Raw genomic sequence first — 15955 nt, 5'->3', positions numbered from 1 at the left:
TCTCGAAATCGCTATCAGATCCTCCATAGCAATAAGAGCTTGCACGAAACTTTAATGTTTGCGATCCCCCATACGTTTGTGGCAAAGCAGCTAAGTCTGTTTGTCTAAACGATTTCTAAAATTGTCCCTGCTAGGACGATACAACTAGAGAATTAGCTACTCTATTGCTGTGAAAAGCGATCGTCCTAATTTAATCCAAAAGTTGAAACAATTACAGGAGAAAAGCAATGTCTAAAGTTAACCCGATTCAATTGCAGAAGCATCTTAAGGGGATGGATTATCCCGCTAGTAAGCAAGACTTACTCGATCATGCCAAAAAAGAAGGTGCTGACGAAAACATCCTCTCAACTTTAGAACAATTAGCTGATGAAGAGTTTGAAACTCCAGCAGATGTTAGTAAAGCCGTTGGCAATATTGAGTAAAGCTATCTCTATGCTGCATTGATCTAGGCATTGATCTAGCATCTTTCAGTTTTGTACTTTATCACCTGCAAGGCTTTATTTATTGGCAATTTTACGCTGAAACAGATTGCTTTAAAAGCGTCGCAATCATATCAACAATGATCCAGGGATCTAGGAGTTTAACTAATCATGAATAGCACATCAACCCGACCGCTAGCAGTTGTAACAGGTGCCTCTAGTGGCATTGGTTATGAACTTGCCAAACAGTTTGCTAAAAACGGCTTTGACCTTGTGGTCACAGCAACCGGATCTAGTATCAATGAGGCGGCTCAAGCATTTGAGACGTTAGGCGCTCATGTGAAACCTGTACAAGCTGATTTGGCAACCTATGAGGGGGTTGAAACCCTCTACAATCAGGTTCAAGCGACTGGGCGACCTGTAGAGGCGATCGCGATTAACGCTGGAGTGGGTGTTGGCGGCAAATTTATCGAAACTGACCTGCAAGAAGAGTTGAACCTCATCAACCTGAATGTGGTATCAACAGTGCATCTGGCGAAGCGAGTTGTGAAGGATATGGTCGCTCGCGGTAATGGCAAGGTTCTTTTTACCTCGTCGATCGCAGCGCTGATGCCCGGACCATTTGAAGCCGTATACGCTGCTTCTAAGGCCTTTACGCACTGGTTTGCTGAAGGACTCCGCAATGAATTAAAAGACACAGGCGTTACCGTCACGTCGCTGATGCCGGGACCAACGGATACCAACTTCTTCCACCGGGCAGACATGGATGAAACCAGAGTTGGTGCAGGTAAGAAAGATGATCCGGCTGTCGTTGCAAGACAAGGGTTTGAAGCGTTGATGCAAGGCAAGGATAGCCTTGTTGCAGGTTCGCTAAAGACGCAAATTCAGGGCAATATCAGTAAAGTCTTGCCAGATACCACTAATGCCGAGTTGCATCGCCAATTGACTGAACCAGGAGCAGCAAATAAGTCTAAGTAAGGTGCGCTTCAAGTGAGTCGAGGCTACAGCCTTACAGTCAGAAGCGTCTATACGCTATGTGGCTAATGCTCTAGTTCGTGTCCGTAAGCGCTGCTAGCGATCGATAAAGGTGTTTTCTATAAAATGCCCTTACCGATCGCTCTTTGATGAAGACCACTTTAGGTAGAGCGGGTTAAACCCCCTACCTAGGGGCTTTGCCCTTAGATTTTCTTCTCCCTAAGACTTAGAGCTACCGACTGGAGCCGGATGACGTTTTTGATGCCAGCTCCAGGCATGAGAAAGCAACGTGTGTAGATCAGCGTATTGCGGATTCCACCCCAGAATGCTGCGAGCGCGATCAGCGCTACCAACTAGTGCTGGCGGATCGCCTGGACGACGCTCGTGTTCGATCGCTTTAATTTCTCGTCCAGTTACCTGACGCGCTGTCTCAATCACTTCGCGTACCGAAAAGCCATTGCCATTACCCAGGTTAAAGATAGTGGTATCACCACCATCTAGTAGGTATGACAGCCCCAGCACATGAGCCTGCGCCAGATCAGTGACATGGATATAGTCACGGACGCAAGTGCCATCAGGAGTAGGGTAATCGGTGCCAAAAATGGCGATCGAATCGCGTAGCCCCAGCGCTGTCTGCAAAACCAACGGAATCAGATGCGTTTCAGGATTATGGTCTTCGCCTAAGCGTCCTTCCGGATCAGCACCGGCTGCATTGAAGTAGCGAAAGCTAACCGATTTAAAGTCATAGGCATGAGAAAAATCAGCAAGCACCCGCTCTACCATGAGCTTAGTTGCACCATAGGGATTGATCGGATTTTGAGGATGGTGTTCAGGTATGGGAATGATCTCTGGTACACCGTAGGTTGCACAGGTCGAGGAAAAGACAAAGTGCTTTACTGAGGCTGCTAGCATTGCCTCTAGTAAGGTCAAGGTGCCCACAAAATTGTTTTGGTAGTATTTTGCGGGATCAGTGACCGATTCACCAACGTAGGCATACGCCGCAAAGTGCATCACAGCGCTGACGTTATGGGTAGCGAAGAGCTTATCTAATAGGGGACGATCGTTCGTGTCTCCCTGGATTAGCTCAACCTTTAATACTTTTTCGGCAATGTCTTGATGCCCATACACCAAGTTATCTAACACAATGACGTGATAGCCCGCCTGCTGAAGCGCCAGGACGGCATGGGAGCCAATGTAGCCTGCACCGCCAGTTACCAGGATGGTTGCTTGACTCTGTGACATATCAAATAGCCTGCTGTGTAATTTTCATTCTATCCAACCTGGTTTAGTCTAATCCAGGTTTTATAAGAACCCTGTAAAGTCCACAGATGTCAGGCAACAGCAGCATGAGGCGATGGTCTAGTTTTGGCATTTGGTTTGAGTTTTCTACGAGCAGCAGTTAGCGGTCAGCGGTCAGCAGTCAGCGTTTAGTCTTGCGTCTCGTAGCCAAACCCTTTACTCCACCATTACCCAACGCCCACTTTGATTTGACTCGTGTGCCAAATCCATGAGTCGCTGCGAATACAGACCTTCTTGTAACGAGGGGGCGATCGCTCTGCCCTCGTCGATCCCCTGCACCCAGCGATCAATAATTCGTACAAAGGGCGCAATCCGACCATCCTGAAACGTTTCGGGAAACTCCAGCCGTTTGGGAATTTCTAGCTCCTGCAATGGTTCGCCCTGCTGGCTGCCCCAGAGCTTAAAGCCGTGAACGTAGTCCTTCTGGTTGCTGCTGCCAAGAACAAGCGTACCGTGATCGCCATACACCTCTACCCAATGCCCCCGTCCTTGATAGGTGGCTGCACTCAGGCACAGTTGGCAGGGCGTGCCATCCGCTAGTTCCAGCAGTATTGTGCAGACATCATCCGCATCAACGGTTTTCAGTTGACCGTTTTCGGGATCGGGGCGCTCTGGCACAGAGACACTTAGACGAGCGCAAAGCTGTTTGACATTACCGAACAACCAGGCAATGTAATCAAAGGCATGAGAGCCGATCGCGCCCAACGCACCTCCGCCCTGCTCTTTTTGTGCATACCAGTTCCAGGGGCGGGAGGCATCGGCACGGCTCGACACTAACCAGTCCACTTTAATCAGCCGTGGCTTGCCGACGTAGCCTTCTGCCAGCAGTTCTGCCAACCGCAGCCAGGTAGGAATGCAACGAAACTCAAAATTAAGGTTGGCGACCGCGCCATTTGCCGCTGCCAATTGCTGCAACTCCAGTGCTTCTCTAGCGGATAACGTTGTTGGTTTTTCGAGTAATAGGTGTTTGCCTGCCTTCAGGACAATTTTTGCCTGTTCATAGTGCAGAAAGGGTGGTGTAGAGAGGCTTACACCTTGCACCAAAGGAAGTGCCACAATCGCTTCGATCGTCTCACAGGCAGATGGAATCTGGTACTGCTGGGCAATCGCTTCTGCTTTCGCTCGATCGCGGTGATAGACCGCTACAATTTGCGTCCGAGGGTGCGCCTGAAAGCCTGGAATATGTACTTTTTGCCCAAAACCTGTACCGACGATCGCGATGCCAATAGTGGACTGAGTAGAAGAAACCATAGCAATTGAAGATTGAATTTTAGATAGCGGAGTTTAAAGACTCAGGGTAACAGGGAGTGGGAAGACGGGCAAAGGATGAGGGCTGAAGGCAAGACTCAAAACTTACCTCACTCCTAACGCTTCAGTCTTACAACTCAAAAGCTTCCCTGGCGCTAATTCCATGTGATGGGAAGAAATCTAGAGGCAAACACTTTGCTGCATGGTAGAGCGGCGTGTCAGGAGCAGCAGCACAGTGTTGAACCGGACACACTATGTACGTTCTTTTCAGATTCATACAACAACTTAACTTTGGGATGACGCGAGCAATTTTTCGTGATAACGTATCGTTGAATTGATCTGTCTGTGACTGAAGCAGATAGCCTTTTGCTAGATGTGCCATGTCAATCTAGGATGCCACCTCTAGAGGCTCAGCTTACGGTTGAAAGGGCAATCAATGCTTGATTGGAGTTGCCATAAGGCAATGTGTTTGCTCTGCATCCGTTCGGCAGTTCGTTCACACAATCATGTTCTAGAGAGATTAAAAAGTAATGACTCAGATAGTTCTTGGTGAAAACGAAGGCATTGATTCTGCGTTACGGCGCTTTAAGCGTCAGGTCTCTAAAGCAGGAATCTTGGCTGACCTACGCTCTCATCGGCACTTTGAAACCCCAATCGAGAAGAAAAAGCGCAAAGCGATCGTGGCTCAACGCAAACGCCGCTACAGTTAAATCGCTGCTAGTTTTTCCTGCTTGCAAATCTCATTGCTGTAGAAAAGCTACATAGCTTATGGCTAAGGTCTGGGCGGCTTCAGCTTGCGATCATCCTCTCAATAAGGAGCGTGATTTAAATTACCTGTCAACCTTATAAGTATGTAGGGGCACTAGCCTTCAGCATGACACTGCTAGGCAACGTCGCTTCTTGCACGCGATCATCCAGCTTTACTTTAAAAAACTGAGAGCAGCCGATGCTTGATCGACTGCTCTCACGGTTAAGAAAACGGTTTGCTCAGCTTAAACCTGACTAACCACCAAACTTCTCTTGAACTTTCTCAATAATATTCTTCACATCTTTTTCGACCGACGGTGTTCCTGCGGCATTAGAAGGTCGTTTCATTTCATCGAGACCCGCTTTACCCTGTACCTCGTTGATACCACCACCTTTTGTTTTTGCTTGCGTTTCGCCTAGGTTGGGGGGGTGATCAGTAGCGATCGCATCCCGTGACTCCTGCTCGTATTCCTTAGCAGCTTGGTTGGCTTCGGGATTAGGCTCGTTTTTTGCTGGCACAGCGAAAGCTGGAGCAACAGAAGAAAACAGCATGACAGCACAGAGACAAAGCATTACAAGGAAACGTAGCGGACGTAACGCGGTTAAAACATCTTTCATAGCAGGCTCCTCCAAGCTATAGCAATTAGAAATCATCGAAACGGTTGTTGAAGTAAGCACAACAAACCCTACCCCATATACTCAGATTCATATCCCTGTTCACATCTACACGCCGATGGATTTGCGCCCTGATCTGTGTTAAGGTTTCTCTCTCTCAAGGAGGAGTAATAGCTGGTCGCAGTTGTGGCTTTAGCGGCTCTAATTTTGAAGACAATCAAGCTCTCTTCTTTGCAGTAAAACAAACTATTGAACGGTCTTAGCAAGCTACCCTATAAGCTTAATAAGTAGGCATAGCAAGCTTATGGCTACTCTCTAGCGCTACCAAGCTAGTGATTTCTCTACCTTCCCAAGCTGTCCTAACAAAGAGCAAATAACACTTACTGAATCAGCCCATGCTCTAGCGCATAGCGTACTAATTCTGTACGGCTACTGGTGCCTGTTTTATTGAACAAACGGCTAACGTATTTTTCAACGTTGCGGACGCTAGTTTCAAGGCGACGAGCAATCTCTTTGTTCATCAGACCGTCTACTACTAGATTAAGGACGCTTTGTTCTCTAGGGGTGAAATCAATCTGGACCGTGTTTGGCAATTGAGCGATCGAGCCTCCCTTCGTCAGAAGCCGTTTGATTTCTTCAATTTCTCGAATTACGTCATCAATATTACGCGGTTCGTCTTCTCCGGCAGCGCGTACCGCGTCACGTTTTTGCAGCAAATTAGTGACGATCGCTACCAGTTCATCGGGGTCGAACGGTTTCGATAAATATGCATCTGCACCAGCGTTGTAGCCCTGAATGCGATCGGAGGTCATCCCTCTGGCAGTGAGAAACACCACTGGCAACGTTTTGAACTTAGGATCCTCGCGTAACTGTTTGAGAAACTGATAGCCATCAACCTGCGGCATCATGATATCCGTAATAACCAGATCAGGCAGCGATTGTCGCGCTAGTAGCAACCCATCCCCCGCATTGCTGGCAGCCGCAACGGTAAAGCCACTGTCCTCCAGATACGCCTGCACGGCTTCACGCAAACCTGGTTCATCATCCACTAACAAGAGTTGACCTGGCATGAAGACCGCACGCTCCTATAGACTTTGGCAACAATTCTCATTGTAGCGATCGGCGTTACGATTCGATGCCGCTTCCAGCCTTCGATCGCTGAAGATTACCTGAAGCCTGCTTGCGGCTTTAAGCCATCGAAAGCTTAGTACTCACGCCACTCCTTGCCGCCTCGGTCAGCCTTTGGTGCTTAAAGTCTACGCCGCTGAATTGTTCATAGGCGCTGAGGCTACGGTGGGTTCCTAGCCCATAGCGATCGAAGTCAAGAGTGTTAGTTTCCATGCCCAATAACTGTCGCAGTCGCTGATGAGCAAGCTGGTCTTGCTGCCACCAGTGTTGGTGATCGTCCCAATGTCGAGGTTTACCAGGGCGTATATATTCGTGATAGCAGACGATTTGGTTGGGGTGGTAAATATCCCACCCATGAGTCCAGGCTCTTACCGTCAAGTTAGTTTCTTCACCCTGAAAGTACAGCAGTGGATCGTAAGGAAGCTCGCACAGCAATTGCGATCGTGCAAACCAGAAACCTGCTGCCATAAACAGACCTAACTGCGGTGTTGTGAAGTATTCCAGGCTGGTGCCACTGACCAAGCTTAAAAGACCCTGCTCTGTAAAATGAGAGGCAGCTAGCGTTGTAGGTGCACCAGGATGAAGGATATCCGGCGGCGTATAGGCGGGCGGATAGGCAGTTAGCAAGGGCTTTGGGCTGGGACAATTTGCTAGCATTCGCAGGAGCAACTCATCCCAACCTGGCACAAACCGCATATGGCTATCGATTTGCAGCGTGTAAGGCTCGCCTTCCCAGAGCAACTGGGTTTTTGATCGCGCCCAGCATACCCCACGACTGCGATCAGCATCAATCAAAAGCAGCCGACAGCAATGTAAAGACTCAATTGGTAATGGATCGTTGCCCGCTTTGCCCTGCCAGACAATGCCAAACGACAGATTTTGTGGCGCTGCGGCTTTCTGAATGGCATCTTGCACCGTTGCCACAAGTTCAGGGTCGCGGTAGCTGGCAATTTGGACAAAGATTTGAGACACGACAGGGGCTAAGTTTTGAGTTGCGAGCAGATGTCTTAAAAGTCTAGCGGTTGTGTAGTGATACAAGAAAGAGGCGTTGATGGATCTGTCAAGAACAACAAGCATCAACAAGGAACGCCACGGCGCGATCATCAACGAGTAGCATGATGGATAATGAGCGATCGACGCTTTTAGAAAGAAGCCGTTCTACTCACAATGTCTCAGAGCCTCGATATCTGCCGCTACAATCGTCTCCAAATTGCGTGTAATCTTCTCAATGTCCCAATGCCACCAAGCAATTTCAAGTAGCGATCGGATCACCTGATCATCAAAACGCTGACGGATACATTTAGCTGGGTTGCCTCCAAAAATTGTATAAGGTGGCACATCACTCACCACGACTGATTTTGCTGCAACGATCGCTCCGTCTCCCACTTGCACCCCTGGCATAATCACTGTTTCATACCCTAACCAAACATCATTGCCAATGACTGTGTTGCCCTTATACGGTAGTGCTTCAGGCTGAGGGGTAGCTTTTTCCCAGCCATTACCAAAAATCTGAAACGGATAGGTTGAGAATCCATCTAACTTATGATTCGCACCATTCATGATAAACGTTACGCCTCTTGCCAACGCGCAAAACTTCCCAATAATGAGCTGATCACCAATAAAGGGAAAGTGGTAAAGAACGTTACGTTCAAAGTCTTCTGAGTCTTCCGGATCGTCATAATAGGTGTAATCGCCAATAATGATATTAGGCTTTGACACAGTGTTTTTAATGAAGCAGATTTGCGGAAACCCCTTCATTGGATGCTTATCTTTTGGATCGGCTCCGTACAAAATAACCTCCTGCGTTTAGAAATATCCTACTTTTGCATCCTAGCCAAACATCAAAGCAACGGCTTTATCTTGTAAACCAAGCAGCATAGAGGCAGAGGGTAGCTTTCAGGTAGCCCGCAAGTTGCTAACTTGAGTTGAGACGCTAACAAGGAAAATGAGGGAAGTTTTGTAGCTGTTACCTCTCAGTTACACTTACTGTTGGCTCTAAAAGTAGACATTAATTATTTAACTTCCCATTGCAGTTCCTTGGCAATGAATACTTTACTCAAGCAACTCTTTTTGTCTTTAATTTCATTGCCCTTTCGCTTGCTAGTGTAGGGGCGATCGACACACAGTGAATCGCCTCTAGCCAACATTCAAGTCAGTGATACGGTCGGATCTAGACGCTTACTAGCGGCACCAATGTCAGCTAGCCCAACAGCATCCACATCGATTAAAAAGCATTAGAAACTAGAAAAAGATCGCTTAGAACTAGCCGCTCACAGACGTTTTTTGGTGTTTCTCTATAGTTCGCTTGTCGTGAGCTTCGCCCGTAACGCTGGCTGACGATTGTCCCCTCTACCAACTAGACTGATCAAAAGGAGAGTAAGCGCAGGCGGTTGCGGGCTGTTGCAAGAGCCTTGTGTGCTTGACGACAGCCCGAGGAAAGTCCGGGCTTCCGAAAGACCAAACTTGCTGGGTAACGCCCAGTGCGAGCGATCGTGAGGATAGTGCCACAGAAACATACCGCCGATTGAAGGGCTGAAGGCTATAGGTTGCTTCTGCGAAGCAGCAGGATAAAAGCTAAATCACGTTTTTATCCTTCATACCTTAGCCTTTAGACTTTCAAGGTAAGGGTGCAAAGGTGCGGTAAGAGCGCACCAGCAGCATTGAGAGGTGCTGGCTCGGTAAACCCCGGTTGGAAGCAAGGCTGCGGAACACTGGTTGGTCTTTTCCCAGTTCCATGCAGAGGTAGGAGCGATCCTATTTTTGCCCGTCCGCTTGAGGTACCTGGTAACAGGTATCCCAGATAGATAACTGCCCTCCTGGGTGCTATGCATTTGGGAGAACAGAACCCGGCTTATGTCTTGCTCTCCTTCTTCCCAACCCTTTTTTCTGTGAAAGGTCTAGTCAGCTAGTTTCATTAAACTTTACTGATTTAGCGGATGAATGTATAGATTCAGCAAAGCAACGTCGGTACGCTGTACGACATTTTGAACCTGCACTAGGATGAGGGCATCGGCAAGTAGTGTTGCCGAATGTTGTTGGTCAATGCGCTACTTAGAGGGGCACACTGGGTAACAGCATGATAGGGTTCACGTAGCGCGTTCGCAGGGTAAAGGTGTGATTAACCAGACCTCCCAGGTTCTAATGACAGATAAACTAGACACTGCATTGAATGTGCATCAACTGTTAGCAGTAAGTGAGCACAAGCGGAGCGGCTTAATTATCTGCAAAGCTCATCATGCCGAATTCGCTGGTCCTGGTGCAGCGGTAGGAACGTTGGTCGAGCAAGCTTGCGTGAGTGTGATTGCGATCGGTGCTCCCGAAATTGTTTCAGTCGTGACGCATCAGCAGCGTCAAACTGCCTACAGCCGCAGAATTCAATGGATGCGCTGGTTACAAAAGATTACAGATCAGCCGGATGCGATCGAAAGAGCTGAGAAACTGTTTGCTAGCTTTGAAGAATTCTTTGGTGCCCAAGCGCTGAACGGACTGCCAGATGAGGTGCTGGCACTACTGATTGGTGTTCTGCCGATGACGATCGCGGCAGTACGCTCGCAACGCCCCACAACCGACGCGATCAACGCAACAGATCTACCACCAGCCTATGCGTCAGTTAACTTCAATTCCCTCTTGATGAACTTTAATCCGCGATCATCCCGTACTGTTGCAAACCAACACGGGTCTTCCACGAACTGCACCAAAGTCTTTAAAGCCCTCTATCATTCGCCTTCTGGCATTAAAAGTTCATCTACCTTTCTTTAACGGGTCGGTCAGCGATCAGTCGATGATCAACTGTAGGTGACAGGAGAGGCTTGATCACTGATTACTAAAGAGACCTGATAAACTGGCAGGCATGACACTCCAGTATCCCCATCGCCAGAAGCAATTACAAACTCTGGTGCGAAAGCTAGGTCTGCCTGGGCAATCGTCACTTCAGTGGACTTTGCTCGATCTGGCGCTGACACATCCCTCTATTTCAGCGACCGCAAATTATGAGCAGCTTGAGTTCGTTGGTGATGCCGTGGTGCGTTTGGCAACGGCTGTTTTTTTGCTGGAAACTTATCCTCAACTGCCAGTCGGAGAGTTTGCAGCCATTCGCTCGATACTGGTGAGCGATCGCATTTTGGCACAGCTAGCGGATTACTACGGGCTAGAGCCATATTTACTTGTGTCCGAAAGCGCCTTGAAAGATAAGCTTGGTCGAGAATCACGCTTGGCAGATGCGTTTGAGGCAGTGCTAGCGGCTTTGTATTTGAGCACGCACACCCTAGACCTGGTACGCCCCTGTCTAGATCATTACTTCCGACAGTTGGTTACAGAGATTCTCAGCGATCCGGCTCGCCAAAATTACAAAGCGGCACTGCAAGAATGGAGCCAGGGACATTATAAACTCTTGCCAGAGTATCGTGTGGTGCAAGGCGAACAGGCTGAGGATAATTCCCAGCGCTTTAAAGCTGAAGTCTGGGTACGAGGTGAGTGCCTGGGAGAAGGGAGTGGTCGATCTATTAAAGCGGCAGAGCAAGCCGCCGCTCAAGCTGCGTTTGCGGTAGTAAGTGATCGCAGTTCCCAACAGTGACTAGCAGTCTAACCTGTGGTGGCACAACATAACGACCGCAGCTTACTTAGCTGATCGAAGAAACAGAGTGATCGGGAACATCAGGATGTAACACTGAATTTGCCGCATCCCGTGTTGTCTCTCGACTGTGGGTGCCAGGGCCCGAGCGATCGCCCCCACTGCTGGTCTCTACCGGAGTAGGTTCTCGGGATGGTAGCCAGATCCGAAACGTACTGCCTTTACCGATCGTGGATTGAAACGAAACAGTGCCGCCGTGCAGTTCAGCAAACCGTTTCGTTAGCGCTAAGCCCAAACCCGTACCTTCGTGTCGGCGCGTTAATGACGAATCAACCTGCTGAAAGGGACGGAATAAAAGATGCCAGCGTTCAGGGGGAATGCCAATCCCTGAATCGATAACCTCCAGACAGAGGTAAGGCGTACTGGCGTTTACCGGGCTGTGATCAGGTCGAGCATCTTGCTCTAGCTGATGCCCATAGCCAATGCGGCTGCTCAACTTGACCTGCCCGCCCTCTGGCGTAAACTTTACTGCATTTGACAGGAGATTAATCACCATCTGACGTACCCGTAGCTGATCAAGTACGACATGACTGAGGTGCTTATCGACATCAATGATCAGCGACAGACGTTTCTTCTCTGCCGCTGGCTGCACCATTTTGAGGCATTCCCGACATAGATCCTGAATCACAACGGGTTGCAGACTAAGTTCAAGCTGCCCTGCTTCAATTTTGGCAATGTTAAGCAGATCATCAATGATCTTGAGCAGATGCCTGGCTGACTGATCGGCTTGCTGCAAAAGCTCCATTTCTTCTTCGCGACTGTCACAACAGTCGTCTTTTACCAGACCAATGCAGCCAAAAATAGCATTTAGCGGCGTTCTTAGCTCATGAGATGTGGTTGCCAAAAATTCGCTCTTCATCTGGTTTGCCGCTTGGGCTTCTTGCCAGGCAGCTTCCAGTTCTTCTGCCCGCTCTTCCAGGCGCTCAACCATGTTGTCGAGTGCTTCGGCAAGCTGATTGATTTCTTTAATCTTGAAGTTTTTCGGTGCCTGATCAGACGGTCGTCGCTGGTAGATATGGAATGCATAATTGACGAGTTTCTCCATCGGTCGTGCCAGTTCACGAGCAATATAGAGCGTTGCCAACAAATTTGCGCCCACCAGTCCGATCGTGAGGACGAGAAGCACTTGCTTAAGGTCTTCTAGCCCAGAGAGAGCATTATTCAGTGGGGCGACAGCAAGCACAACCCAGGTGCGATTTTCACTGGCGTTAAAGGAAATTTCAGTGCGGTTGGAGCCTGCTAACCATTTGCCGCTGCTGTCCTCAAAGAAGAGCGGGTTGATGGGGTCTTCTTTGCCCGCGAGCGTACTGTTCACAATATCTTGCAACCGTGTAGCATCCGCTTCTTGCCGAATATTGCGACCAATGCGATCGTCCTTAGGGTGAGCCAGAATTGTGCCGTCTTCGTCAATCACAACCGTGTAGCCAGACAGCGAGCCGGGCTGGCTAGTTTCTTGACGATGTACCGCCCACTGGATGCTTAACGCATAACGTAACCGTCCTAAGGAATCGTAGACGGGCGCGCTAAACACAAGGTCAAGCTGTCGTAGCGGCGTTGATTGTTTAGCGACCTTTGTATGGTTAACCGGCGCAATGCGAACACTAGACAGGGGGGGCAGAACCTGACTTTGCGTTGACCAGAGGTTATCAAGTACCTGGCTGATGGCACGATTGCCGCAGGTGCTACCGTCAATTTGACCCGTTTGAACATTGATAAGCTGCACACATTGAACCCCTTTTGGTAGCCAGCGATTCATCCGTGCGACAAATTCTTGTGCTTCTTGCGGTCGATCGATTTGGGTCGAAAACGCTTCGCTGGCAGTAACAAGATTCGATCGCATCACTTCGACCAAATCGCGAATGTTTTCTCCCTTGCGAACCGCGCTCTCAGTCAAATTTTGGCGAGCGGTCGCTAACAAACCGCTACGAACTTTATTGTAAGTAACCAGTTCACCGGTCAGCAAAACGGGGATACTCAACAGCAGAATGCGCGACAGGAGGAGACGACGAAAAGAAGACTGACCTGGTTTAGCCATAGGACGTTTAGACGGAAGTGCAATACCCAACAGCCACCACGATCAACTCCAAAAGATATTGCCCTTACATACCCCATCCGTATGCGCGACGATCGCCAATGCTACAGCTAAACTGCTCTTAAGGAAGGACTAACCACAATTATTACAACGGTTGCGCCGATTATTCCAGTTGGAAGCAGATTTAAACATCAAAGTTGCGGGTAACCGTGAGCAAGAAACCCGCCCTACAACCACTGTGATTCTAGCGATGAGTGCGGATGGCAAAATTGCTGATGCTAGCCGTACCGCTGCACGCTTTGGCTCCGCTCAAGATAAGGCTCATTTAGAACGGCAGGTGGCGTTAGTTGATGGTGTTTTGTTAGGGGCAGGCACCTTAAGAGCGTATGGCACAACACTGCGAGTAGTGCGACCTGAGCTGTTAGAGCAACGCCAGCAGCAGGGCAAGCCGCTACAGCCTGTACAGATTGTTTGTTCGCGATCGGCAGCGCTTGATCCTCAACTGCCGTTTTTTCGTCAACCTGTGCCTCGTTGGTTGCTCACCACCCCAGCAGGGGCACGACTATGGCAAGAAAGCGAAGCCTTTGAGCGCCTTCTAGTAACAGAAACCCCGATCGAAACCATTGATTGGCAGGCAGCCTTTGGACAATTGTGGGGATCAGGACTGAAAACCCTTGCAGTGTTGGGTGGTGGAGCCTTAGTCGCGTCCTTGCTAGAGGCAAATCTGCTCGATGAACTGTGGCTGACAGTCTGCCCTTTGCTCTTGGGTGGAGTCGCTGCGCCTACACCTGTAGACGGTAAAGGGATAATGGCAGCGTTAGCACCCCGTCTACAGCTTCTAGAGGTAAAAACAATTGACGATGAAGTGTTTCTACACTATCGCGTGAAGAAAGTTTAAGCTGATTTAGCGCTCAGCCGTCAGCTTTTACCTTTTGCCTTCTGCCCTCTGCCTTCTGCCTTCCCACTCTCCTCTGCCAATGTATTACGCTATATGAAGTCCTTCAAGCCCTTGTATGGTGGAATCACTGAAGCCTCGCTACTCGATCGCCTGGATCAACAGCCTTGACGATGTGCCTCAAGCGGCATGGGATGCTCTCGCGCTGCCCCTGCAAACGCCGTTCTTTGAGTGGGAGTGGCTGCATAATATGGAAACATCTGGCAGCACCACGGCTGAGGCAGGCTGGTTGCCCAACCACTTAACCATCTGGCGAGACCGCAACTTGATTGCCGTTGCACCGTTGTATGTGAAAGGACACAGCTATGGTGAATTTGTGTTTGATCACCAGTGGGCAGATGTAGCAAGTCGTTTGGGCATTGAGTATTATCCCAAGCTGCTGGGGATGTCTCCCTTTACGCCTGCGGAAGGCTATCGCTTTTTGATTGCACCGGGAGAGGATGAAGACGAACTGACGGGGCTTATGGTCAATGCGATCGACCAGTTTTGCGTTCGCAACAATATTTCCGGCTGCAATTTTCTGTATGCTGACCCAGAATGGCGATCGACGATGGAACGACACGGCTTTCTTAGCTGGCTGCACCACAGCTTTATCTGGCAGAATCAGGACTACCAATCCTTTGACGATTACTTGGGCGCGTTTAATGCGAACCAACGCCGCAACATTAAGCGAGAACGCAAAGCCGTCGAAAAAGCAGGGCTGACGATTCGCACACTGACGGGCGATGACATTCCACCAACTCTCTTCCCGTTGATGTACAGCTTTTACAGCGATACCTGCGACAAGTTTGGCTGGTGGGGTAGTAAATACCTGACCCCTACTTTTTTTGAGCAACTCTATCCCAACTACCGCGATCGCGTGGTGTTTGTTGCCGCTTATGAAGACAAGAGCCCACAGCCGATCGGGATGTCCTTCTGCCTCACGAAGGGCACTAAGCTCTACGGTCGCTACTGGGGATCATTTCAGGATATTGACTGCCTCCACTTTGACGCTTGCTACTACACACCGATCGAGTGGGCGATTGCAAACGGTATTAAAACCTTTGATCCGGGTGCGGGTGGACGGCATAAAAAACGACGCGGCTTTCCAGCAACTTCTAATCACTCGCTGCATCGCTTTTATAATCCCCGCTTGATGCAACTGTTTCGTTCTTACATTGGTCAGGTGAATGACATGGAACAGCGCGAAATGGACGCTATCAACCAGGGATTGCCCTTTAAACAAGAGGATGCAGCACTGAACTGCGAGTAGAGCGATTTTAAGGAAGGATGACAATGTCACTACTTGCTGCGATCGTCCTTGCTGGCGGGCAGAGCAAGCGCATGGGGCAGGATAAAGCGCTGGTTGCGATCCAGGGCGTGCCCTTACTCCAGCGAGTGTGTGATATTGCATTGCAATGCACACCGATCGTCTATGTCATTACCTTTCGCCCAGAACGGTATCGAGCGATCGTGCCACCGGCCTGCCATCTAATCCAGGAATATTCGCTACCAGGCGAAAACACGCCGCATGGACCGTTGATCGGCTTTGCTCAAGCGCTAGAGACGCTACAACCAGAAGCGAAGACAGAATGGGTGCTGCTGCTAGCGTGCGATTTACCCTACTTGTCGGGTGAACAACTGCAACAGTGGGCTAACGCTTTAGAACACGTAGGAGACTCAGTCGCCCTTCTTCCTCGTTCAACAAAAGGCTGGGAGCCTCTCTGTGGCTTCTACCGGACGAGCTGTTTAGCAAGTTTACGAGCGGCGATCGAGCGCGGCGATCGTTCCTTTCAGTCCTGGCTTGCCCAGGAATTTGTCCAAGAACTGCCACTTCATGATGCTCAAATGCTATTTAACTGCAACACGCCGCAAGACTTGGAGCAAGTGAGGAGAGAGGGGTGAGTGGCAAGCAGGGGGAGCAGAGG

15 protein-coding genes and 1 other RNA gene are annotated in these 15955 nt (G+C 49.4%); 9 read left to right on the top strand and 7 right to left on the bottom strand.

Annotated features, from left to right (window positions below; translation table 11 throughout):
* Window positions 1–227 precede the first annotated feature (227 nt).
* Together H6F76_RS01795 and H6F76_RS01790 are read left to right on the top strand one after the other, a co-directional pair.
* Complete coding sequence (locus H6F76_RS01795; protein WP_190449189.1) at window positions 228–422, top strand: DUF2795 domain-containing protein; 195 nt, start codon at window positions 228–230, stop codon at window positions 420–422.
* A 168-nt stretch (window positions 423–590) separates the two neighbouring features.
* On the top strand, window positions 591–1397 hold the full coding sequence (locus tag H6F76_RS01790) for an SDR family NAD(P)-dependent oxidoreductase (protein WP_190505399.1): 807 nt from the start codon (window positions 591–593) through the stop codon (window positions 1395–1397).
* 216 nt (window positions 1398–1613) lie between these two features.
* On the opposite strand, the gene galE is transcribed toward H6F76_RS01790, so the two are convergent.
* Together galE and H6F76_RS01780 are read right to left on the bottom strand one after the other, a co-directional pair.
* The gene (galE, locus tag H6F76_RS01785) at window positions 1614–2636 is read right to left on the bottom strand and encodes a UDP-glucose 4-epimerase GalE (protein ID WP_190505398.1); all 1023 of its coding nucleotides are present in this window, start codon (window positions 2634–2636) and stop codon (window positions 1614–1616) included.
* A gap of 213 nt (window positions 2637–2849) precedes the next feature.
* A complete protein-coding gene (locus H6F76_RS01780; RefSeq protein ID WP_190505396.1) occupies window positions 2850–3944 on the bottom strand; it encodes a Gfo/Idh/MocA family oxidoreductase in 1095 nt (364 codons plus the stop codon).
* Window positions 3945–4471: 527 nt separating this feature from the next.
* Here H6F76_RS01780 and rpsU point away from each other — a divergent pair.
* Window positions 4472–4651, top strand: a complete 180-nt coding sequence (gene rpsU, locus H6F76_RS01775; protein WP_190449185.1) for a 30S ribosomal protein S21 — start codon at window positions 4472–4474, stop codon at window positions 4649–4651.
* Between the two features lie 292 nt (window positions 4652–4943).
* On the opposite strand, the gene H6F76_RS01770 is transcribed toward rpsU, so the two are convergent.
* The 4 genes from H6F76_RS01770 to H6F76_RS01755 all read right to left on the bottom strand — a co-directional run bounded on the left by H6F76_RS01770 (window position 4944) and on the right by H6F76_RS01755 (window position 8222).
* Complete coding sequence (locus H6F76_RS01770) at window positions 4944–5306, bottom strand: hypothetical protein (protein WP_190505394.1); 363 nt, start codon at window positions 5304–5306, stop codon at window positions 4944–4946.
* Window positions 5307–5683: 377 nt separating this feature from the next.
* Window positions 5684–6373, bottom strand: a complete 690-nt coding sequence (locus H6F76_RS01765) for a response regulator transcription factor (RefSeq protein WP_190449183.1) — start codon at window positions 6371–6373, stop codon at window positions 5684–5686.
* 118 nt (window positions 6374–6491) lie between these two features.
* The gene (locus H6F76_RS01760; RefSeq protein ID WP_190505392.1) at window positions 6492–7403 is read right to left on the bottom strand and encodes a GlcNAc-transferase family protein; all 912 of its coding nucleotides are present in this window, start codon (window positions 7401–7403) and stop codon (window positions 6492–6494) included.
* Between the two features lie 186 nt (window positions 7404–7589).
* A complete protein-coding gene (locus tag H6F76_RS01755) occupies window positions 7590–8222 on the bottom strand; it encodes a Vat family streptogramin A O-acetyltransferase (RefSeq protein ID WP_190505390.1) in 633 nt (210 codons plus the stop codon).
* 582 nt (window positions 8223–8804) lie between these two features.
* Here H6F76_RS01755 and rnpB point away from each other — a divergent pair.
* The 3 genes from rnpB to rnc all read left to right on the top strand — a co-directional run bounded on the left by rnpB (window position 8805) and on the right by rnc (window position 11004).
* Window positions 8805–9300: RNase P RNA component class A (rnpB, locus tag H6F76_RS01750), an RNA gene on the top strand.
* A 272-nt stretch (window positions 9301–9572) separates the two neighbouring features.
* On the top strand, window positions 9573–10190 hold the full coding sequence (locus H6F76_RS01745; protein WP_190505388.1) for a hypothetical protein: 618 nt from the start codon (window positions 9573–9575) through the stop codon (window positions 10188–10190).
* A 91-nt stretch (window positions 10191–10281) separates the two neighbouring features.
* Window positions 10282–11004, top strand: coding sequence for a ribonuclease III (gene rnc, locus H6F76_RS01740; protein ID WP_190449179.1), 723 nt, complete (start codon window positions 10282–10284; stop codon window positions 11002–11004).
* 46 nt (window positions 11005–11050) lie between these two features.
* Here rnc and H6F76_RS01735 read toward each other — a convergent pair whose 3' ends face one another.
* Window positions 11051–13096 carry an ATP-binding protein gene (locus H6F76_RS01735; protein ID WP_190505386.1) on the bottom strand — a complete coding sequence of 682 codons (2046 nt, stop codon included), beginning with the start codon at window positions 13094–13096 and terminating at the stop codon, window positions 11051–11053.
* Between the two features lie 169 nt (window positions 13097–13265).
* On the opposite strand from H6F76_RS01735, the gene H6F76_RS01730 reads away from it, so the two are divergent.
* The 3 genes from H6F76_RS01730 to H6F76_RS01720 all read left to right on the top strand — a co-directional run bounded on the left by H6F76_RS01730 (window position 13266) and on the right by H6F76_RS01720 (window position 15932).
* Window positions 13266–13991, top strand: a complete 726-nt coding sequence (locus H6F76_RS01730) for a RibD family protein (protein WP_242036469.1) — start codon at window positions 13266–13268, stop codon at window positions 13989–13991.
* Between the two features lie 115 nt (window positions 13992–14106).
* A complete protein-coding gene (locus H6F76_RS01725) occupies window positions 14107–15300 on the top strand; it encodes a GNAT family N-acetyltransferase (protein WP_190505384.1) in 1194 nt (397 codons plus the stop codon).
* Window positions 15301–15323: 23 nt separating this feature from the next.
* Window positions 15324–15932: a molybdenum cofactor guanylyltransferase gene (locus H6F76_RS01720; RefSeq protein ID WP_199321855.1), complete on the top strand. Its 609-nt coding sequence runs from the start codon at window positions 15324–15326 to the stop codon at window positions 15930–15932.
* Window positions 15933–15955: the final 23 nt, after the last annotated feature.

Source organism: Leptolyngbya sp. FACHB-321, assembly GCF_014695975.1.
Classification (GTDB): domain Bacteria; phylum Cyanobacteriota; class Cyanobacteriia; order Leptolyngbyales; family Leptolyngbyaceae; genus Stenomitos.
Note: the sequence above shows the minus strand (reverse complement) of the source record. Positions and strands in the feature narration are given on the sequence as shown.